We start from the raw sequence: 19,903 nt of genomic DNA on the forward strand, positions 1-19,903 counted from the left end.
CTTTATTCTGCGGAGTCTCTCACGTCTCCAAGCGTCGGGCGGGGGGTTATATTTTGGTTTTGGGGTGGTGGTGGGGCCGCGGCGTGGGCCCCCCCCCCTCACTGCCCTCCCGGTGTTCGGTCGGCGCGACGCCGCCTCAGTGCCGCCGAGCCAGCAGCGTCCTCGCGACAGCCGCCTGCCGGACGTCCGGGCCCTGCCCCTCCTCCACCCGCCACAGCGAGTTCTGGAGCACGCGGCCCAGCGTCCAGGCCCGAGCGCGCTCGCGGTCCGCGCCCAGGGTCTCCGTCAGCAGGTCGAAGCGCCGCAGGAGGTGTCCCTCTTCGAAGCGGTTCCAGAGGGCGGGGAGCAGGTCGAAGGCGGGGTCTCCGGCGAGCGGTTTCGGGTCGATGGCCAGCCAGGGTTCGCGGTCGGCGGCGAGGATGTTCTCGAAGTGCAGGTCCCAGTGCAGGAGGCGGTCGCCGGGTTCGTCCGCGACCTCGCGCAGCGCGGCAGCGCAGTTCCGCAGCAGTCGGCGGTCGTCCTCGTCGGCCGCCGCCGCCAACGCGGCCGGCAGGCGGTCGAACATGTCCGCCGTCAGCTCTCCGAGCCGTCGCAGTTCCGCCGGCGCGGGCAGCGATGTCAGCCGGGCGAGCAGGTCCGCGAGGATCGAGGTCGCCTTCATCACATCCGGTACGGCGGCCAGCGGGCGGTCCTCGTCGAGCCGTTCCAGGAGCATCGTGCCGGTGTCCGGATCGTCGTCCAGCAGTCGTACGACACCGTCGCCGCCCCAGGTCCGCAGAGCGAGGGCCTCGCCGGCCGTCTCCTCGTCGAGGTCCTGGAGTTTCAGGGCGGCCCGGGTCCCGTCGCCGCGCACCACCGGCAGCACGACCGCGACCTGCCCGCCCATCGGCCGCCCCTCCTGCCGCAGCCCCCACCGCTCCAGAAACTCCGCCCCCCGCTCCAGCAGCCGGGCGTCCCGCACCATCACAATCACCCCATGAGTCGAGTTCCACGCGCCGCCTGGTCGTACATCAGCCGTGCCCGGGGAACGTACATCTGGCTGTTGATCCTCTTCGTCACGACCGTGGCCGTGCACCAGATGTCGCCGGAGTTCGAGCAGGAGTTCCTGCGGCAGCGGTCCACCAACATCCACGAGCTGTCGAGCAACCCGATCCGGGTGCTCTTCTCCAGCGCGATGTGGATCGACGGCGGGTACTGGCTGCCGTACGCCTTTCTGTACACCGTTTTTCACGCGCAGGCGGAGCACTGGCTCGGTACCGCGCGGTGGCTGGCGGTCTGTGTGGCCGCGCACGTCCTGGCGACGCTGATCAGCGAGGGGGCGCTGCTGCTGGCGATCCGGCACGGGGTGGCGCCGCAGTCGGCGGTCAACACCCTGGACATCGGGGTGAGTTACGCGCTGGCGGGGGTGATCGCGGTGCTGACGTACCGGATCGCGGCGCCCTGGCGGTATCCGTACGTGGCGATCGTGCTCCTCGTGTACGGGGTGCCGCTGGCGGCCGGCCGCACCTTCACCGATCTCGGGCATTTCACCTCGGTGCTGATCGGTCTGGCCTGTTATCCGCTGGTCAGAGGGCGCGGAAAAGCATGGAATCCGAAGGAGACACTGGCCGCCCTCAGGCGTTAACGTCCCCGCCATGAGCAGCAGCACGGTCAATGGCGGCATCTCCTTCTGGTACGCCGACGACGGCTTCCCCGCACCGCGCGAGCCCCTGCCCGGTGACGCCTCCGCGGACGTCGTCATCGTCGGCGGCGGCTACACGGGACTGTGGACCGCGTACTACCTGAAGAAGGCGGCGCCCTTCCTCCGTATCACCGTCCTGGAGCAGAAGTTCTGCGGGTACGGCGCCTCGGGGCGTAACGGCGGCTGGCTCTACAACGGCATCGCGGGGCGTGACCGGTACGCGAAACTGCACGGCAAGGAGGCGGCCGTACGGCTTCAGCGGGCCATGAACGAGACGGTCGGCGAGGTGGTGCGGGTCGCCGCGGCCGAGGGCATCGACGCCGACATCCATCAGGGCGGCGTCCTCGAAGTGGCCTACACGCCCGCTCAGCTGGCCCGGCTGAAGGCCTTCCACGAGCACGAACTGTCGTACGGGGAGAAGGACCGCGAGCTGTACGGTGCCGTGGCGACCGCCGAGCGGATCCGGGTCGCGGACGCGGTGGGCTCCACCTGGACGCCGCACGGGGCACGGCTGCACCCCGTGAAGCTGGTGAAGGGGCTGGCCGCCGCGGTCGAGGCTCTCGGCGTCACCCTCCACGAGCAGACGCCGGTCACGGAGATCCGGCCGAAGCACGCGGTGACTCCGTACGGCACGGTCCGCGCGCCCTACGTCCTGCGCTGCACGGAGGGCTTCACGGCCTCGCTCAAGGGGCAGAAGCGGACCTGGCTACCCATGAACTCGTCGATGATCGCGACCGAGCCGCTGACCGCCGAGCAGTGGGAGACCATCGGCTGGGAGGGGCGCGAGACCCTGGGCGACATGGCGCACGCGTACATGTACGCCCAGCGCACCGCCGACGGCCGGATCGCGCTCGGCGGCCGCGGAGTCCCGTACCGCTTCGGCTCACGCACCGACAACGACGGCCGTACGCAGCCCGCGACCGTCGAGGCACTGCGCGAGATCCTCGTGCGCTTCTTCCCCTCGCTGGCCGGTGTGGGGGTGGAGTACGCCTGGTCGGGCGTCCTCGGCGTGCCCCGCGACTGGTGCGCCACGGTGACTCTGGACCGTTCGACGGGGCTCGGCTGGGCCGGCGGCTACGTCGGTTCCGGCGTCGCCACCACCAACCTCGCCGCCCGTACCCTGCGCGACCTCGTCCAGCGGGACTCCGGGCAGTCCGGCGAGACGGAACTGACCGGCCTGCCCTGGGTCGACCACAAGGTGCGCAAGTGGGAGCCGGAGCCCTTCCGCTGGATCGGCGTCCACGGCATGTACGCCACCTACCGCACGGCCGACCGCCGCGAACTGACCACACACAGCGCGGAGTCGTCGCGACTGGCCAGGGCGGCGGACCGGGTGGCGGGGCGGCACTGACCTGCGTGGCCGGGGGTGGTAGCGCTGCGCTGACCCCGTATCGCGCGGCTGGTGTACGTATGTGACACTGCCGCCATGATTCGCCCAGCCACCCCCGCCGATGTCCCCGTCATCCACGCCCTGGTGCGTGAGCTCGCCGAGTACGAGAAGGCGCTGGAGGAGGCGCGGGCCTCTGAGGAGCAGTTGCGTGAGGCGCTGTTCGGGGAGCGGCCCGCCGCGTTCGCGCATGTCGCCGAGGACGCGGCGGGGGAGGTGGTCGGGTTCGCGCTGTGGTTCCTGAACTTCTCGACGTGGCGCGGGGTGCACGGGATCTACCTGGAGGACCTGTACGTACGGCCCCAGGTGCGCGGCGGCGGGCACGGGAAGGCGTTGCTGACCGAGCTGGCACGGATCTGTGTGGAGCGTGGGTACGAGCGGCTGGAGTGGTCGGTGCTGAACTGGAACCGGCCGGCCGTCGAGTTCTACGAGGCGCTGGGCGCGCGGCCGCAGGACGAGTGGACGGTGTACCGGCTGACGGACGACGCTCTTGCGAGGGTGGGCTCACGGGACTGACCGTTGATCACGGTTCCAGTACCACCTTGCCGACGGTGCCCCGGTTCTCCAGGGCGTGGTGCGCGGCTGCGGCCTCGGCGAGTGGGAAGCGGGTGACGGCCGGGGTCAGACGGCCGGCGGCGGCTTCGGCGAGGGAGCGCAGCTCCAGGGTGTGGATGGGGTTGGGGCCGCCCGCCTTCCGCATCATCGCGACCCCCAGGACCTCCTGGGAGACGCCCTCGACGAGCAGCGGGGCGCCGCCGTCGTGCAGGCCCCCGCCGGACCAGCCGAAGACGAGGTGCGTGCCGCCGGGACCCAGCAGGGCGACGGACTCGCGGGCCGCGTCACCGCCCACCCCGTCGAAGACGACGGTTGCCTTTGCGCCGCCGAGGAAGGCGCGGACCTTCTCCGGCCAGTCCGGGTCCTTGTAGTCGACGGCCAGGTCGGCGCCGTTCCGCTGCACTTGGGCCACCTTCTCCGGGCCGCCCGCCAGCCCGATCACGGTGGCGCCCGCGTGCCTGGCGTACTGCACGAGGAGGGTGCCGATACCGCCCGCTGCCGCCGGGATCACGACCACGGAGTCGGGGCCGAGCTCGGTGAACTGCAGGATCCCCATCGCCGTACGCCCGGTGCCGATCATCGCGACGGCCTGCGCGAAGTCCAGGTTCGCGGGGATCTCGTGGAGGCGGTCGACGTCGACGACCGCCAGCTCGGCGTAGCCGCCGGGGGCGAAGCCCAGGTGCGCCACGACGCGCTTGCCGAGCCAGAGGTCGGCCACGCCCTCGCCGAGGGACTCGACGGTGCCGGCGATCTCGCGGCCGGGGATCGTGGGCAGGGCGGGCAGCTCCGGGAGCGGGCCGCGGATGCCCGCCCGGATCGCGGTGTCGAGAAGGTGAACACCCGCCGCGGCGACGGCGATACGGACCTGGCCGGGCCCCGGCTCGGGGTCCTCGGTCCGCTCGTACGAGAGGTTCTCGGCAGAGCCGAAGGCGTGCTGGCGGATGGCGTGCATGGTGGGCTCCGTCGTCTATTGGCCGTCATCCATTGGCCGTTGTCGATTGGCCGTCGTCGATTGGCCGTCGTCTGTTGGCCGTTGTCTGTTGGCCGTCGTTGTCGTCTGTCGTCCATTCGTTGCGGGCTCAGCTTCTGACCTCAAGCTTGCTTGAGGTCAAGTCGTTGCCGGACCTTGAGTGCCAGGGTCACGGCTTCGAGCGCGCTGTTGAAGGAGACCTCCGAGAGCACTCCCGGGGCGGCGACCTGGTCGCCCACGAGGTAGACGCCGTCGCCGCGGTCGATGCCGGGGCGGTCGCGCCAGCTGGTGCCGGGCAGGTCGACCGCGCCGGTACGGCCGTTCGCGGTGGCCTCGCGCCGCCAGGTCACGCGCTCGCGCCAGCCGTCGAAGGCGAGGTCGAGCAGGTGCTCGGCGCGGGCGACGCCGTCGGCCCGGGACTCGTGCGGGGCGATCGGAATCTGCCCCTGGACGAGCTGCTCGCCGGCCGGGGCGAGGCCGCGGTCCTGCGCGGTGAACCTCTCGATCCAGCCGGGTGAGTCCAGGTCGGAGACGGCGAACGCGTCGCCGCGCCGGGTGCGGACGGCCAGATCGACGAGGGCGGTACGGCCGCTCGCCCAGGTCAGTGAGGCGTCCTTGAGGAGGCGGCGGGCGGAGTCGAGGGAGGTGGCGACGATGACGGGACCGTCCTGGGGAAGCGCGTCGACCCTCGCCAGGGTCTCCATCCGGACGCCGAGATTCCAGGCGCGGGCCGCCATCCGGTCGATGACGGACGCCCAGCCGCCCCTCGGGTAGTGCGCCTCCGGAGGCAACCTCGTGGCGCGGCGCAGGCGTTCCTGCACGAAGGCGGCGGAGAGGGAGCCGGGGTCGTGGTGGAAGAGGGCGACGGCGGAGTAGTGCGCCGCAGCCCGGGCGCCCTCCTCGCCGGCCTGTTCCGTGGCCCAGGTCATGAAGTCGACGTCCACGGGCGCCTGTCGGGACGAACGGCGCAGCAGCTTGAGCATCGCGAAGGGCGGGGTCCGGCGGAGGGCGCCCTTGTGGTGGAGCCTGAGGCGGGCCGCTTCCAGAGCCGGGATCGGGGCGAGCGGACCGAGCAGGTTGCGTTGCCTGAGCCAGGTCCAGTGCGGGCCGCCGCTGTAGAGGGCGTGCGGCCCTTCGTTGGTCTTGTAGCGGCCCTCGGCGGTGCGGGCCCGGCCGCCGAGCGTGTGGTGGGCCTCGTACACGGTGACCTTGGCACCGGTCTCGGCGGCGGTGACAGCGGCGGTGAGTCCGGCGAAGCCGCCGCCGATGACGGTGATGTGGGGCATGGCTGGGGTCTCCCTCTGCTCCGGGGGCGTTGCCTTCTGCCGTGACGACTGATCGAGGGGGCCGGAATGTGACATGGGGAGGGGAAAACGCAGGTCGGGGCCGTTGTCAGTGGTGAGGTGCACGATGGGGGCATGGTGCGGAAAGCGGCGGGCGGGGCGAAGAGGCTGGTCAAGGGTGCGCGGCGGCCGGAGGTGCGGTTGCCGCTCCTGGAGCCGTACGGCGGTGCGGGGCTGGAGCCCGACGGGGATTACGACGGCCTCGACTTCCGGGACGTGGACTTCGTCGGGCAGGACGGCGGGGGCGCGCGGTTCATGGACTGCGCGCTGACCGGGTGCGCGCTGGACGAGACGCGGCTGCATCACGCACGCGTCCTCGACTCGGTCCTGACCGGCATACGGGGCGTGGGCACCGACCTCGCCGAGTCGACGTTGCGCGATGTCGAGCTGGTCGACGCCCGGCTGGGCGGGGTGCAGTTGCACGGTTCCGTACTGGAGCGCGTCCTGGTGCGCGGCGGCAAGATCGACTACCTGAACCTGCGCAGGGCCCGCCTCAAGGACGTCGTCTTCCAGGGGTGCGTCCTGGTGGAGCCGGACTTCGGCGCTGCCCGGCTCGAGCGGGTGGAGTTCGTGGACTGTGTGATCAAGGAAGCGGATCTCACGGGGGCGACGCTGACGGACGTGGACCTGCGGGGGGCCGCCGAGTTCAGCATCGCGCGGGGGGTGGACCGGCTGGCGGGGGCGGTGATCAGCCCGGCTCAACTGGTGGATCTGGCGGGGGTGTTGGCGGCGGCGATGGGGGTGCGGGTGGAGTAGGGAGGCAGCGTGAGCTTTGGCTGAGTCGGAGATTTTCAGCCCGTCCGGCGTTTGAGGACGAGCGCGTTCAGCGCGATACGGGGGTCTGGGGGCGGAGCCCCCAGGTACGGGACGGGTAGGGGCGGAGGGGGCGAAAAACTCAACCCGCGGCCAACTCACCCGCGGCCAACTCAACCCGCGGCCAACTCAACCCGCGGCCAACTCAATCCGCCGCCAACTCAACGCAGCCGGGAAAGCTCACGCCAACCGAGGAAAGCGAGCCTCCAGCGTCCACACCGCCGGATTGTCGCGAAGCCCCTCGTGGAGATCGACAAGGTCGGCGATCAGGTCGTGCAGAAAGTCCCGCGCCTCACGCCGAAGTTCGGCGTGGGAAAAGCTCAACGGCGCCTCCTCCACCCGCATCCAGTCCGCCTCGACATCCACCCACCCGAACCGCCGCTCGAAGAGCATCCGGTCGGTCGACTCCGTGAAGTCGAGCTCCGCGCGCTGCGGCCGCGAGGCCCGGCTCCCGCGAGGATCCCGGTCGAGCTGCTCCACGATGTCGCACAGCGCCCATGCGAAGTCGAGCACCGGCACCCATCCCCAGGCTGTGGACAGCTCCCGGTCCGCCTTGGTGTCGGCGAGATAGACGTCCCCGCAGAACAGGTCGTGACGCAGCGCGTGGACGTCCGCGCGGCGGTAGTCGGTCTGCGGGGGGTCGGGGAAGCGGTTGGAGAGGGCGTAGCCGATGTCGAGCATGTAGGTGATGGTGTCACCACCCTCGTAGGATCGCGGACGTGCCCCGATCCTCCGCCGCCCTGGCCTCCGCACGGCCCTCCGCGGTGCCCTTTGCCCTGGCCATCGCCCTGGTGCTCACCGCGTGCAGCGGCGGCGTGGAGGGAAAGCCCGGCGCCTCCGGCGTACGTGATCCGTACTTCCCGAAACTGGGAAACGGCGGCTACGACGTCACCCACTACGGCCTGACCGTCGCCTACGACCCGGGGACCAAGCGCCTGACCGGGACGGCGGAGATCACGGCGGAGGCCACCCAGGATCTCAGCGCGTTCAACCTCGATCTGAAGGGCCTGGACGTCGACGAGGTCACCGTCCGGAGCGAGGGGGAGAGCGATGGCGATGGCCCGGATGCGGGCGACGCCGAGAACGCCCGGTGGAACCGCGCGGGCCATGAGCTCACCGTGCGCCCGCACGGCGACCTCGACAAGGGCGACACCTTCCGCACGACGGTCCGCTACTCCGGCACCCCCGAGACACTCACCGACCCCGACGGCTCGGAGGAGGGCTGGCTGCGCACGGCGGACGGCGCCCTCGCGCTCGGCGAACCCACCGGTTCGATGACCTGGTTCCCCGGCAACCACCACCCCTCCGACAAGGCGTCGTACGACATCACGATCACCGTCCCCGAGGGTCTGCGGGCCGTCTCCAACGGCGAGTTGAAGGACGAGGCGACGCTGAACGGCCGTACGACCGCCACCTGGCACACCGCCGAACCGATGGCGAGCTATCTGGCGACGGTGGCGATCGGCACGTACGACATCACGCGGACCACGACGAAGGACGGCCTGCCGGTGATCGTCGCCGTCGACCCGACGCAGGCGGCGGCGAGCAAGAAGGTGCTCGCGAGCATCCCCGAGGTCATGGAGTGGGAGGAGGCCAACTTCGGCCCGTACCCCTTCTCCTCGACCGGTGCGATCGTCGACCGCGAGGAGGACGCGGGTTACGCCCTGGAGACCCAGAACCGGCCGGTCTTCCCCGGCGCCCCGGACACCGAGTTCCTCGTCCACGAACTGGCGCACCAGTGGTACGGCGACTCCGTCACGCCCAGGACCTGGCGGGACATGTGGCTCAACGAGGGCTTCGCCACGTACGCGGAGTGGCTGTGGCAGGAGGACCACGACGGCGACACCGCCGACGAGATCTTCAACTCCCTCTACCAGGGCGACTACTACGACGACCCGGAGCTCGACGAGGCCGTCTGGGCATTCCCGCCCGCCAAGCCCTCCAGCGCCGCGCACCTCTCCGACAGCCCCGTCTACGAACGCGGCGCGATGGTCCTGCACAAGATCCGGCAGACCGTCGGCGACGACACCTTCCACGACATCGTCCAGGGCTGGGCCGCCGCCCACCGCCACGGCAACGCGGACACCGCCGACTTCACGGCGTACGTGGAGAAGTCCGCGCCGGACGCCGACTTCGGCACGATCTGGAAGGACTGGCTGTACGGGGAGGGGAAGCCGGCGACGCCGTGAACGCCGTCTCAGTCGGACGTCGTGGCATCGTCCAACTCGGCAAGCAGTGAGGGTAGTCGGGGCGGCCAGATGGGCTCGGGCGAGGCGGCCAGCTCTTGCGGAGTCCACCAGCGCCAGCCGAGGATCCCCTCCTCGGTGTGCGAGACGCCGAGATGGTCGCCGACGGGCTCGCGACGCGGGCCGCGTGCCAGGTAGATGTGATCGTGCTGGCGCACGGGAACTCCGGCCCGGGTGAAGTCGTGCTCCCAGGCGCACAGCAGGGCCCCCGGCTCCAGGTCGGTCCACCCGGTCTCCTCGCGGAGCTCCCGCAGGGCGCCCTCCCGCGGGCTCTCCCCGGGTTCCAGCCCTCCGCCGGGCGTGGCCCAGTGGATGCCCACCTCGTCGTTGTCGTACCGGAAGAGGAAGACCGAGCCGCCGGGATCCAGGACGGCGACGCGTGCCGCCGGGCGCGGGGTGCGCAGCGTCTTGCGCAACACCGTGCAGGGGCGCCGGAGTTGCCGGTCCTCGCGCCGCCCGATGACCTCGTACCCGAGGGCGGTCCAGAAGGCGAGGCCACCGAGGTTGCTGTCAAGAACGGCAAGCCGCACGGCACCCCGCCCCGCACCCCGGAACCGGTCCTCGACAAGCCCCGCCAACTCCCGCCCGTACCCCCGGCGTTGCTTGCCCCCATCCACGAGAAGCAGCCTTATCCACGGATCGGGATCGCCCGGATCGGGATGCCGCGCAAGGGTGATCACCACCCCGCCGAGCCGCCCCCCGGCGCCGTCCCGGGCCAGCAGAACCTCCCCGTCCGGGTTCGCCAACTCCTCGGCAAGCGAGGCCGCGACCTGCTCCGCGCGGATGTTCTCCGGGTCGGGAAAGTCACCACTGAGGGCGTGGAAGTCGCGGTTGGAGGCGTAGAGGGCGGTGAGTTCGGTGAGGAGAGCGCCGTCCGCCAGGGTCAGGGGTTCGAGGATCACGTGGGGCAGGTTATGGCCAGGGCCTGACGGCGGCCCTGGCAGCGGTCCTGACAGCGGGCCCTGACCGCGCTGCTGACCGGGACCACACTGCCGGCGCGTCGAGCCGGCGGAGAAGGTGTGCAAGCGGCACGGCCGCCCGGCCGGGGAACTCCCCCCGGACAGGCGGCCGTTGATCACGCTGGTGTGCCGCAGGCGAACGTCAGACGTTCACGCCGAAGTCCTGGGCGATGCCCGTCAGGCCCGATGCGTAGCCCTGGCCGACGGCGCGGAACTTCCACTCGGCGCCGTTGCGGTAGAGCTCGCCGAAGACCATGGCGGTCTCGGTGGCGGCGTCTTCCGAGAGGTCGTAGCGGGCGATCTCGGCGCCGCCGGCCTGGTTGACGATGCGGATGTAGGCGTTGCGGACCTGGCCGAAGTTCTGCGAGCGGGTCTCCGCGTCGTAGATGGAGACCGGGAAGACGATCTTGTCGACGTCGGCGGGGAGGCCCGCCAGGTTGACGTTGATCGCCTCGTCGTCGCCCGCGCCCTCGCCCGTGCGGTTGTCGCCGGTGTGGACGATCGTCTGGTCCGGGGTCTGCTTGTTGTTGAAGAAGATGAAGTGGTTGTCCGAGTAGACCTTGCCCTCGGGGTTCACCGCGATCGCGGAGGCGTCGAGGTCGAAGTCGGTGCCCGTGGTGGAGCGGACGTCCCAGCCGAGGCCCACGGTGACGGCGGTCAGGCCCGGAGCCTCCTTGGTGAGCGAGACGTTGCCACCCTTGGACAGGCTTACAGCCATTGTTGGGAGTCCCTTCCCTCGTTGCGTACGTGCACCGTGCTCGTACGTTTGGGCTTCGTACGGGCACGAAGCTACAGCTACCCGTAAGAACGCCACGAGGGGTACCGAAGGTTCCTGCCGCTTTACTTTCTTTACCTAGGAGTGTGCGTGCCGCTGAAAACATGGTGACGTGGACCGGACATCCGCGCGACCATGTACCTCATGTCCGGTCCATACGTCATTCGCGGCTCCGTCTCCCTCCCCGAGGCCGAGCTCATGTGGCGTTTCTCGCGCTCCGGCGGGCCCGGCGGACAGCACGTCAACACGAGCGACACGCAGGTGGAGCTCGGGTTCGATCTCGCGAAGACCAACGCGCTGCCGCCCGTCTGGAAGGAACGCGCCCTCGACAGGCTCGCCGGGCGGCTCGTCGACGGGGTCATCACCGTCCGCGCCTCCGAGCACCGCTCGCAGTGGCGCAACCGGGAGACCGCCGCCGTACGGCTGGCCTCCCTCCTCGCCGAGGCCTCCGCGCCCCCGCCCAAGCCCCGCCGGGCGACCCGTATCCCCCGCGGGATCAACGAGCGGCGGCTGCGCGAGAAGAAGCAGCGCTCCGACACCAAGCGCGGACGCAACGGGCGCGACTGGGGGTAGGGCCACCAACCCGGGCTCAGCCCAACTGCCGGTACCTGCCCTTGAAGTACGTCAGCGGGCCGCCGTCCGCGCTCGGCACCCCCGCCGTCAGTACGCGGCCGATGACGAGGGTGTGGTCCCCGGCGGGCACCCGCTGCTCGGTCCGGACCTCCAGGGTGGCCAGGGAGCCGCCCACCAGGAGTGCGCCGGACGCCTTTCCGCGGACGTACGGGATGTCCTCGAAGAGGAGCCGGTCGCTGATGCGGCCCTTCATGGCGAAGCGGCCCGCGATGTGACGCTGGCTCTCGGAGAGCACGGAGACGGCCCACAGGGGCTGTTCGGCGAGCAGGTCGTCCATACGGGAGCCGTCGCGCAGGCTGGCCATGACCAGGGGCGGGTCCAGGGAGACGGACATGAAGGCAGTCGCCGTCATGCCGATGTCCTCGCCGCCCGGTCCTTCCGGGTCCAGTGCGGGCTCGTGCGCGGTCACCAGGACCACGCCCGCGGCCAGCCGGGACATGGCGGCGCGGAACTCGTCGTTGCTCACCCCCTCAGCATGCACGGGAGCAGTGGGGGAAGCGGCGGCGGGAGCGACAGGGGGAGCCGCGGGGGGAGTGTTCGGCACGCCGAAACGCTAGTCTCCGACCCCGGGGCCGCACATCGGTCCCCGGCCCGAGCCTGGTCCTAGGACCATCGACGGACGACGACCGACCGGCGGACGGCCGATGGACGACCTGCGACCGACCTGCGACCGACCGACGGACGACCGATGGACGACCGGCGACCGACCGACCGGCGGACGACCGGCGGACGACCGATGGACGACCGGCGACCGACCGACGGACGGCCGACGGACGGCCGACCGATGGACGACCTTCGGACCACCGGCGGGAAAACCCGCTGACGGACCGCCGGTGGACCCCCGACGGAAAACCGGCCCCACGCACCCGCCGCAACACCCCAGCGGCACGCAACAGACACAATCGCGCACAGCACGTGCACAGCTCTCCAATATGCGCTCAATAGGTGCACGGAGAAAATGCAGAAACCCCACTCAATTGTTCACGTTACGCTGTGACTTGAGTCACAGGAGCCATATTTTGTTGACCCTGTGTACCGAGTGAGCAGCGCGCTGTGATTCAGTGACTGGGACGCTAGGTGAGAAGCTACCAAGCGGTAGGCCGAAGAAAACCAGGTGCGCCGAAGAGAACCCTGGAGTTGCTGCGAGGTCTCGAGGGGAGGGCGAATGGAGACCGAGTCGGAGCCCTACGTCCGTCTTGCGACCCTGCGGCAACTGCACACGGTGATGGCGGACATGAACACCGCCCGCAGCCTTGCGGACACGCTGCAGACCGTCGCCGACGGAGTGGTGACCGGCCTCGGGTACGAGCTGGCGTGTGTCAACCTCGTACGCCCGGACGGTGACCTCGTGGTCGCCGCGTTCGCCGGCAACTCCGCCGCCGAGGCACTCATCACCGGCCGCGTCGGCCCCCGCGCCTCCTGGGACCGTCGGCTGACCATGGGCGAGGCCTGGGGCGACCTGCGGTTCATACCCCACTCCGAGGGCTGGGTCCTCGACGAGGACGACGTACCGCAGTGGTTCACCGACGGTCCCGCGCCCCGCTTCGAGGACGAGTGGCACCCCGCCGACCGCCTCTTCGCGCCGATGTACAGCCCCGGTGTCTCCGGCAGCGGCTGCGGCGAGCTGATCGGCGTCCTGTCCGTGGACAAGCCGCGCAACGGGCGGCGGCCCGGCGCGTGGGGGCGTGAGGCGCTCCAGATGTACGCGTTCCAGGGCGCCATCGCCATCAGCAACGCGCGTCTACGAGCGAATATGCAGCGCGCACTTGTCCGCCTTGAGCGGGAGCAGCAGGCGCTGCGGGCCAGCGAGGAGAGCTTCCGGCAGGCCTTCGAGTACGCGCCGAGCGGCATGGCCATCGCGGAGATGGGCGGCGACCAGCACGGCCGGATCCTGCGGACCAACGACGCGCTCTGCCGCCTGCTCGGCCGCCCCGCCTCCGCGATGCGCCGCTACTCCTTCTCCGACCTCGTCCACCCCGAGGACATCGGCACGCTGCTGCGGACCTCGGCGGAGGGCGGCCGCGCCGAGCTGAGACTCTGCCGCCGCGACAACACCTACGTCTGGGTGTCGCTGCGCAACTCGGTCGTCGCGGACGCCGCCGACGGCCCCCGGTTTCTGCTCACCCACGTCGAGGACATCGAGGACCGCAAGCGCCGCGAGCTCCAGCTCGCCCACCGCGCCTCCCACGACTCCCTCACCGGCCTGCCGAACTCGGCCGAGCTGCGCTCCCGGCTCAGCTCCCGCCTCTGCAAGCGCCCGGCGGCGCTGCCCCCCGGCGCGATCGAGTCCCTCGACGCGGCGTACACGCACGGGCAGCAGCAGGCCGCCATGGGGGCGCTCCCGAGCGGCGAGCACGGCCCGTACGAGGGGAACGGCAACGGGGAGCTCGCGTACAGCGGCAACGGGAACGGGCACGCCTTCGACCCGTGGCCCAGCTCCGAGGCGTACGACGCCTTTGACCACCACGTGCACACCATCGCGCCCGAGGGCGAGACGGACGACGGCGCCAAGGGGCTGGCCGTCCTCTTCTGTGACCTGGACGGCTTCAAGTCGATCAACGACCGGTTCGGGCACAACGCGGGTGACGCGGTTCTCATCGAGGTCGCGCGCCGGCTGACCCATGTCGTCCGGGACGGCGACACGGTCGCCCGGCTCGGCGGCGACGAGTTCGTGGTGCTCGCCGACGGGCTCGGCCGGGCCGACGCGCAGGATCTCGCCGTACGGCTGCGGAACGCGATCATCCCGCCCATCAGGGTCGACGGCCGGGCCGTCCGGGTGGGTGCCAGCTTCGGGATCGGGTGGGCGCACTGCGGGATGACGGCGGACGAGGTGCTGAAGTCCGCGGACGAGCGGATGTACATCGAGAAACGGTCTCGTCCCAAAGCGCATCGGCGGGCCGGATAAGTCGCAGGTCACTGGGGTGAAGCGGTGAGGGCACCCGTTTGGCCCAGCGAGACCGGGTAGGCTCGCCATTCATCCATGCAGTGAATCTGCACCGTCCGCATCTGTACCGCACCCGCTAGGAGACCAAGGGATGACGCCCGGCAACAACGGCGCGAGCACGCCCGAGGACGATGACCCGTTCGGCTATCTGTACGAGGACGGCCAGGCCAACGGAGCCACCCCACCCGGTGGAGGCGGCGGCTACGGCTACCCCGGCTCGGTGAACCGGGTGCGTGCGGTCGGCGAGCGCCGTAACGGACCTCCGCAGGGTGGGCAGGCCGCGTACGGTCAGCAGGCCCCGACCGCGCAGTACGGCCAGCCGCAGGCGTACGGTCAGCCGCCGGCATACGGCCAGCAGGTCCCGCAGCAGCCGCAGGCCTACGGCCGGCAGAACGCGAACTACGCGGCGCCCGAGACGGTTCCCGGCGGCGCGCCCACGACCCGGCACGCGCCGGTCGGCGACGGTGGCGGGCGTGGCCGCGGATCGAACGGGCCGAACACCAAGGGCCTCCTCATCGGCGCGATCGCCGTGGTCGCGGCCGTCGTCATCGGCATCAGCGTCGCCATGCTCAGCAGCGACTCGGGCAACGACGACAAGGCCGCCGCCGACGCGGGGAGCCCGACGCAGTCGACCTCGCAGAGCGCGTCGCCGAGCGAGTCGGCCGGCGACCAGCCCGCGACCGAACTGCCGAAGGCCGACGCGAAGGTCCTGAACCTCGGCACCGGCGTGACGACGGCGTCCGATGTCGAGGGCGCCCAGTCCGACGGCGGTGTCTATGTCACCGGCCTCAACCAGGTCGGCGCCCAGGTCACCTGGACCGTCAACGGCATTCCCGAGGACGGCGCCTACACCCTCTTCACCCGCTACAGCGTGCCCGGCTCCGACGAGGAGATGACGCTCACCGTCAACGGCAAGGAGTTCGGCAGCAAGCTGAACCTGGGCAACTTCGCGCACGCCGACGGCGGTGACTTCGCCAAGGGTTGGACGCAGACCTACTCGTGGCCCACCCTCACCAAGGGCACCAACACGATCGCCATCTCCTGCAAGGACGGCGACAGCTGCAATGCCCTCCTCGACCAGCTGTGGCTGAAGAAAGGCCAGGTCAAGGAGTAACGGCGGCTATGGCGCGCTCGCGTCCCGCGTGAGCGCGACCCGGCGGCAGTTCCTCGTGTACGTCCTACGGTCGAACTCGCCCGTCGGCGGCCCTCCGCGTTCACCGCGAGCAGGCCCTGCGCACCCAGTGAGGCCACGTTGGGCGTACGCGCCCGCCGGCACCCCCGGTGGGGGGCTGCCGCAGAGGGCCACCGCCGAGGCGGAGCGCAGCAGTTCCTCGTACGCCTCCCTGGAAGGCCGACCACTGGGTGGGCGTGATCGTCGCTCCCAATTCGTTGAGCTGGGTCGTGTCACCCGTCCTCGCGTCAACCACGGCTGTCGTACGGCGTGTTGAGCCTGCGACGGAACCAGCGCGTCCACCACCCCCGACGTCAGGGCGAGTTGGCCCCGCACCGCGCGGCCCGTCGCGCCGCCGTGAAGCCCGTGGTCGTCACCTCGTGGCCGAGGGCGGCGAGCACCCGGGCCACGTTCAGGCCCTTGCCGCCCGGGCGTTCGGACACCTCGGTGACCCGGTGTGAGGTGTGAGGCGTGCGGGCGCAGGGACCGAACCCGTTAGGCGTGGTCCAGGGCCGTGTTCAGCGTGGCGGTGAGGATCACGCCCGCCCCCCGGTGCCGACCGGCGTCCCCCTCAGCCCAGTTGGGGATCCACCACCCATTCGCCCCTGCGCAGCACGCCCTTGAGCTCGAAGGCGGAGTCGAGGATCACCAGGTCGGCGTCCTTGCCGGGCTCCAGGGAGCCCACCTTGTCGTACAGGCCGAGGAGTCGGGCGGGGTTGGCGGAGAGGGCCGCCACGACGTCCTCGACCGGCAGCCTGTCGACGGTGACCGCCCGCTTGAAGGCGCGGTCCAGCGTGAGTGTGGAGCCCGCGATGGAGCCGCCCTCCACCAGGCGCGCGACGCCTTCCGTGACCTCGACCTCCAGCGGGCCGAGCATGTAGCGGCCGTCGCCGAAGCCGGCCGCGTCCATGGCGTCGGTGATGAACGCGACCCGGCCAGGGCCCGCGTGATGGAACGCCAGCTCCAGGGAGGCGGGGTGCAGGTGCGTGCCGTCGTTGATCAGCTCGACCGTGATCCGGTCGTCCTCAAGGAGGGCAGCGATCGGGCCCGGCGTGCGGTGGCCGAGCGCCGGCATCGCGTTGAACAGGTGCGTCGCCACGGTCGCGCCCGCCTCGATGGCCTCGACCGTCTGCTCGTACGTCGCGTCCGTGTGGCCGATCGCCGCGATCACCCCGTGCTCGGCCAGCAGGCGTACGGAGTCGATGCCGCCCGGCAGTTCGGTGGCGAGGGTGACCATCTGGGCGTGGCCGCGCGCCGCGTCGATCAGCTTGCGGACCTCCGCAGGGTCCGGGTCGCGCAGCAGCTTCTCGGAGTGCGCGCCCTTGCGGCACGGCGAGATGAACGGGCCCTCGAAGTGGATGCCCGCGAGGTCGCCCTGCTCCGCCAGCTCGGAGAGCAGCCCGGCGCGCTGGGCGAGGCCGTCCATGTCGCCGGTGACCGTGGAGGCGACGGTCGTGGTGGTGCCGTGCAGGCGGTGGGTGTGGATGCCCTTGAGGACGTCCTCGACCGTGCCCGAGGTGAAGGACGCGCCGCCGCCGCCGTGGTTGTGGAGGTCGACGAAGCCCGGGACGAGCCAGTGCCCGGACAGATCGACCGTCTCGGCGTCCGCGGGAGCGCTCCCGACGATCCGCGCGCCGTCGACGATCACGCGGCCGCCGTCCACGATCCCGGTGGGCAGTACCACCTGTGCACCGGCGAAAACCTTGCTAGTGGCCATCAGGTGGTTACCTCCGAGAGGTCAGTGGGGTCAATGGGGTCAGTGGCGTCAACAGGGGCAGTGGTGGTCAGCAGGTCCCAGGCCAGCAGTCCGGCGCCCAGGCAACCGGCCGTGTCCCCGAGGGCCGCGGGGACGATGGACGGCAGCTTCTGGAAGGTCACGCGCCGCTCGACCGCGGCCCGCAGTGGTGTGAACAAGGTTTCCCCGGCCTCGGCGAGACCGCCACCGATGATCAGCGTGCGAGGGTCCAGCAGGGTGAGTGCGGTGACGAGCCCGTCGGCGAGCGCGTCGATGGCGTCGAGCCAGACCCGTACGGCCCGCTCGTCACCGGACTCGACGGCCTTCGCGCAGTCCGCCGCCTCCGCCCCCGGGTCCCCGGAGGCCGCCGCCCAGGCCTGGCTGACGGCCGCGGCGGACGCGTACCGCTCCAGACAGCCGTGCTGGCCGCACGGACACGAGGTTCCCCCCGGCCGTACGACGATGTGGCCGATCTCGCCCGCGAAGCCGTGTGCGCCCGCCTCCACGCTGCCGCCGATGCCGATCGCGCCCGCGATGCCGGTGCCAAGCGGCACGAAGAGGAAACGGTCCGCTCCCCGCCCCGCGCCGATCCGGCCCTCCGCGAGCCCGCCGGTGCGCACGTCGTGCCCGAGGGCCACCGGTACGCCGCCGAGCCGGGTGCCGAGCAGTTCGCGCATGGGTACGTCGCGCCAGCCGAGGTTCGCCGAGTACACGGCGATGCCGCGGTCGGCGTCGACGATGCCGGGGACGGCGACACCGGCGGCGGCGGCTCCCTCGCCGAGGTGCTGCTCGCCGTACGCGTGCAGTTCGGCCGCGAAACCGAGGATGCCCTCGACGACGGCGTCGGGCCCGCGTTCGCGGCCGGTTGCCCGGCGCGCCTGATGGAGAAGCCCGCCGTCGGCGCCGACGAGGGCGGCCTTCATCCCGGTGCCGCCCACATCGAGGGCGATGACATGTCTCACGAGGGACAGTGTGGCCCGTCAACCCGGAAGAGGTCTAGTCCACTTACGTGGTGTAGACCTTATGCCGGAATATCGAACGGCGAATCGACACAGGGTTGGGGCAAAAGCGGTGCGGCGGCGTAGGACAGGAATGATCGCGGCGGTGTCCGCACTGGGCATGACAGCCACCCTCGGAGGCTGCGGAAGCTCCGGCGGCTCGGGAGACGTGACCCTGAGGCTGGTGGCCGCCGACTACGGCGACTCCGACGCCAACAGCTCCCAGAAGTACTGGGACGGACTGGTCAAGGAGTACGAGGCCGACCACCCGGGAGTGAAGGTCGAGGTCAGCGTCTACTCCTGGACCGACGTCGACCGCAAGGTCAGCGAGATGGTCGCGGCCGGGGAGGCGCCCGACATGGCGCAGATCGGCGCCTACGCCGACTACGCCGCCAAGGGTCAGCTCTACACGGCCGACGAACTGCTCTCCATACCCGTCCAGGCCAACTTCGCCCTCCAGCTCACCGACGCGGGCGAGCAGGAACGAGCGCAGTACGGCCTGCCGTTCGCCTCCTCCACCCGGCTGCTCTTCTACAACAAGACCCTTTTCACCCAGTCCGGGCTCACCCCGCCGAAGACCTGGGACCAGCTGGCTTCCGACGCCGAGGTGCTCAAGGCCGCGGGCGTGAAGTACCCGTACGCGCTGCCGCTGGGGCCCGAGGAGGCGCAGGCCGAGACCTTGCAGTGGATGCTGAGCGGCGACGGCGGCTACACCAACAACGTCGGTACGTACTCCATCGACTCCGCCGAGAACGTCAAGACCTTCACCTGGCTCAAGGACGAACTCGTCGGCAAGGGGCTCACCGGGCCCACCGCGCCCGACAAGCTCAATCGGGCGGACGCGTTCTCCATGTTCACGAAGGGCGAGGTCGGGATGCTCAGCGGGCACCCCACGCTGATGAAGATGGCCGCCGCGAAGGGTGTGGACTTCGGCATGGTGCCGATGCCCGGGGCCGATGGTCAGAGCAAGTCCACGCTGGGTGTCGCCGACTGGATGATGGCCTTCAGGCAGAACGGCCATGCCGAGCAGGTCGGTGACTTCCTCGACTTCGTCTACAGCGACAAGAACGTGCTCGCCTTCTCCCGTGAGTACGACCTGCTGCCGGTCACCACGTCTGCGTCCGAGGCCATGGCCGCCGACAGCGACGACCAGGATCTCGCCCCGTTCCTCAGCGAACTCGCCACCGCCGAGCTGTACCCCGTCAACAAGACCTCCTGGGCCGGTGTCAACGCCGACATCAAGGCGCAGATCGGGAAGGCCGTGGGGGCGGACGGGAGTCCGGCCAAAGTGCTGGGGTCGCTGCAGGCGGAGGCCGATGCGGCGGACAACGCGGCGTAGCGGTGTCGGTGGGCGGGGCTACGGTTCTGTCCATGGAATCCAGGGAATCCAGCGAGGAGCTCGGTCCGCGGGAGCGGGGGATTCTCGCCATGGAGCGGCGTGGGTTCGGGGGGCAGGGGGCGAAGGAGCGGGCGATACGGGAGCAGCTGGGGTTGGCGCCCGTGCGGTATTACCAACTCCTCAACGCCCTGATCGACGATCCGCGGGCGCTGGCTCATGATCCGGTGACGGTGAACCGGCTGCGGAGGGTCCGGGAGTCGCGGCGGGGGGAGCGGTGACCGGGGGTGGGGGGTGTTTTCTCGCCCCCTCCGCCCCTGCCCGTCCCTTTTTCCTGGGGGCTGCCGCCCCAGACCC

General features: G+C 70.8%; 19 protein-coding genes and 1 pseudogene. 10 read left to right on the forward strand and 10 right to left on the reverse strand.

The window, feature by feature from the left end; translation table 11 throughout:
* Window positions 1–136: 136 nt before the first annotated feature.
* A complete protein-coding gene (locus ACFWP7_RS29030) occupies window positions 137–964 on the reverse strand; it encodes an aminoglycoside phosphotransferase family protein (RefSeq protein ID WP_384387017.1) in 828 nt (275 codons plus the stop codon).
* A 12-nt stretch (window positions 965–976) separates the two neighbouring features.
* Here ACFWP7_RS29030 and ACFWP7_RS29035 point away from each other — a divergent pair, with 12 nt between their 5' ends.
* From ACFWP7_RS29035 to ACFWP7_RS29045, 3 genes are all read left to right on the forward strand, one after another.
* A complete protein-coding gene (locus ACFWP7_RS29035) occupies window positions 977–1,624 on the forward strand; it encodes a rhomboid-like protein (RefSeq protein WP_384387020.1) in 648 nt (215 codons plus the stop codon).
* A 10-nt stretch (window positions 1,625–1,634) separates the two neighbouring features.
* Window positions 1,635–3,032: an NAD(P)/FAD-dependent oxidoreductase gene (locus tag ACFWP7_RS29040; RefSeq protein ID WP_384387022.1), complete on the forward strand. Its 1,398-nt coding sequence runs from the start codon at window positions 1,635–1,637 to the stop codon at window positions 3,030–3,032.
* A gap of 75 nt (window positions 3,033–3,107) precedes the next feature.
* A complete protein-coding gene (locus tag ACFWP7_RS29045) occupies window positions 3,108–3,584 on the forward strand; it encodes a GNAT family N-acetyltransferase (RefSeq protein ID WP_384387025.1) in 477 nt (158 codons plus the stop codon).
* A gap of 7 nt (window positions 3,585–3,591) precedes the next feature.
* Here the strand turns inward: ACFWP7_RS29045 and ACFWP7_RS29050 are convergent, their stop codons facing one another.
* Both ACFWP7_RS29050 and ACFWP7_RS29055 read right to left on the reverse strand, forming a co-directional pair.
* On the reverse strand, window positions 3,592–4,575 hold the full coding sequence (locus ACFWP7_RS29050; RefSeq protein WP_384387028.1) for a zinc-binding dehydrogenase: 984 nt from the start codon (window positions 4,573–4,575) through the stop codon (window positions 3,592–3,594).
* 140 nt (window positions 4,576–4,715) lie between these two features.
* Entirely contained in the window at window positions 4,716–5,879 is a 1,164-nt protein-coding gene (locus ACFWP7_RS29055) for an NAD(P)-binding protein (RefSeq protein WP_384387031.1), read from the reverse strand.
* Between the two features lie 132 nt (window positions 5,880–6,011).
* On the opposite strand from ACFWP7_RS29055, the gene ACFWP7_RS29060 reads away from it, so the two are divergent.
* A complete protein-coding gene (locus ACFWP7_RS29060; protein ID WP_384387034.1) occupies window positions 6,012–6,692 on the forward strand; it encodes a pentapeptide repeat-containing protein in 681 nt (226 codons plus the stop codon).
* 237 nt (window positions 6,693–6,929) lie between these two features.
* Here the strand turns inward: ACFWP7_RS29060 and ACFWP7_RS29065 are convergent, their stop codons facing one another.
* The gene (locus tag ACFWP7_RS29065; RefSeq protein ID WP_384387036.1) at window positions 6,930–7,430 is read right to left on the reverse strand and encodes a hypothetical protein; all 501 of its coding nucleotides are present in this window, start codon (window positions 7,428–7,430) and stop codon (window positions 6,930–6,932) included.
* Between the two features lie 38 nt (window positions 7,431–7,468).
* Between ACFWP7_RS29065 and ACFWP7_RS29070 the strand changes: the two genes are divergently transcribed.
* Complete coding sequence (locus ACFWP7_RS29070) at window positions 7,469–8,938, forward strand: M1 family metallopeptidase (RefSeq protein ID WP_384387039.1); 1,470 nt, start codon at window positions 7,469–7,471, stop codon at window positions 8,936–8,938.
* Window positions 8,939–8,946: 8 nt separating this feature from the next.
* On the opposite strand, the gene ACFWP7_RS29075 is transcribed toward ACFWP7_RS29070, so the two are convergent.
* Both ACFWP7_RS29075 and ACFWP7_RS29080 read right to left on the reverse strand, forming a co-directional pair.
* Window positions 8,947–9,897, reverse strand: a complete 951-nt coding sequence (locus tag ACFWP7_RS29075) for a GNAT family N-acetyltransferase (protein ID WP_384387042.1) — start codon at window positions 9,895–9,897, stop codon at window positions 8,947–8,949.
* 199 nt (window positions 9,898–10,096) lie between these two features.
* Window positions 10,097–10,672: a TerD family protein gene (locus ACFWP7_RS29080; RefSeq protein WP_384387045.1), complete on the reverse strand. Its 576-nt coding sequence runs from the start codon at window positions 10,670–10,672 to the stop codon at window positions 10,097–10,099.
* Window positions 10,673–10,873: 201 nt separating this feature from the next.
* On the opposite strand from ACFWP7_RS29080, the gene arfB reads away from it, so the two are divergent.
* Entirely contained in the window at window positions 10,874–11,302 is a 429-nt protein-coding gene (gene arfB / locus ACFWP7_RS29085; RefSeq protein WP_365432690.1) for an alternative ribosome rescue aminoacyl-tRNA hydrolase ArfB, read from the forward strand.
* A gap of 16 nt (window positions 11,303–11,318) precedes the next feature.
* Here arfB and ACFWP7_RS29090 read toward each other — a convergent pair whose 3' ends face one another.
* On the reverse strand, window positions 11,319–11,906 hold the full coding sequence (locus ACFWP7_RS29090) for a flavin reductase family protein (RefSeq protein WP_384387048.1): 588 nt from the start codon (window positions 11,904–11,906) through the stop codon (window positions 11,319–11,321).
* Between the two features lie 621 nt (window positions 11,907–12,527).
* Between ACFWP7_RS29090 and cdgB the strand changes: the two genes are divergently transcribed.
* Window positions 12,528–14,267, forward strand: a complete 1,740-nt coding sequence (gene cdgB / locus ACFWP7_RS29095; RefSeq protein WP_384387051.1) for a diguanylate cyclase CdgB — start codon at window positions 12,528–12,530, stop codon at window positions 14,265–14,267.
* Between the two features lie 130 nt (window positions 14,268–14,397).
* On the forward strand, window positions 14,398–15,420 hold the full coding sequence (locus ACFWP7_RS29100; protein WP_384387054.1) for a carbohydrate-binding protein: 1,023 nt from the start codon (window positions 14,398–14,400) through the stop codon (window positions 15,418–15,420).
* A 141-nt stretch (window positions 15,421–15,561) separates the two neighbouring features.
* Here the strand turns inward: ACFWP7_RS29100 and ACFWP7_RS29105 are convergent.
* The 3 genes and pseudogenes from ACFWP7_RS29105 to ACFWP7_RS29115 all read right to left on the reverse strand — a co-directional run.
* A pseudogene (locus ACFWP7_RS29105) lies at window positions 15,562–16,017 on the reverse strand (PfkB family carbohydrate kinase); the annotation flags it as partial.
* Window positions 16,018–16,048: 31 nt separating this feature from the next.
* Window positions 16,049–17,194 carry an N-acetylglucosamine-6-phosphate deacetylase gene (gene nagA, locus ACFWP7_RS29110; RefSeq protein WP_384387057.1) on the reverse strand — a complete coding sequence of 382 codons (1,146 nt, stop codon included), beginning with the start codon at window positions 17,192–17,194 and terminating at the stop codon, window positions 16,049–16,051.
* Entirely contained in the window at window positions 17,194–18,174 is a 981-nt protein-coding gene (locus tag ACFWP7_RS29115) for an ROK family protein (protein WP_384387060.1), read from the reverse strand. The genes nagA and ACFWP7_RS29115 overlap by 1 nt, the downstream gene beginning before the upstream one ends.
* Before the next feature lie 130 nt (window positions 18,175–18,304).
* On the opposite strand from ACFWP7_RS29115, the gene ACFWP7_RS29120 reads away from it, so the two are divergent.
* Window positions 18,305–19,549 (forward strand): ABC transporter substrate-binding protein, encoded by a 1,245-nt coding sequence (locus ACFWP7_RS29120; RefSeq protein WP_384387062.1) that lies wholly within the window; start codon window positions 18,305–18,307, stop codon window positions 19,547–19,549.
* A gap of 32 nt (window positions 19,550–19,581) precedes the next feature.
* Complete coding sequence (locus ACFWP7_RS29125; protein WP_384387064.1) at window positions 19,582–19,827, forward strand: DUF3263 domain-containing protein; 246 nt, start codon at window positions 19,582–19,584, stop codon at window positions 19,825–19,827.
* The last annotated feature ends 76 nt before the right edge of the window (window positions 19,828–19,903 follow it).

Origin of the sequence: Streptomyces sp. NPDC058470, from assembly GCF_042721055.1 — a bacterium.
In the GTDB taxonomy this organism is placed as follows: Bacteria; Actinomycetota; Actinomycetes; order Streptomycetales; family Streptomycetaceae; genus Streptomyces.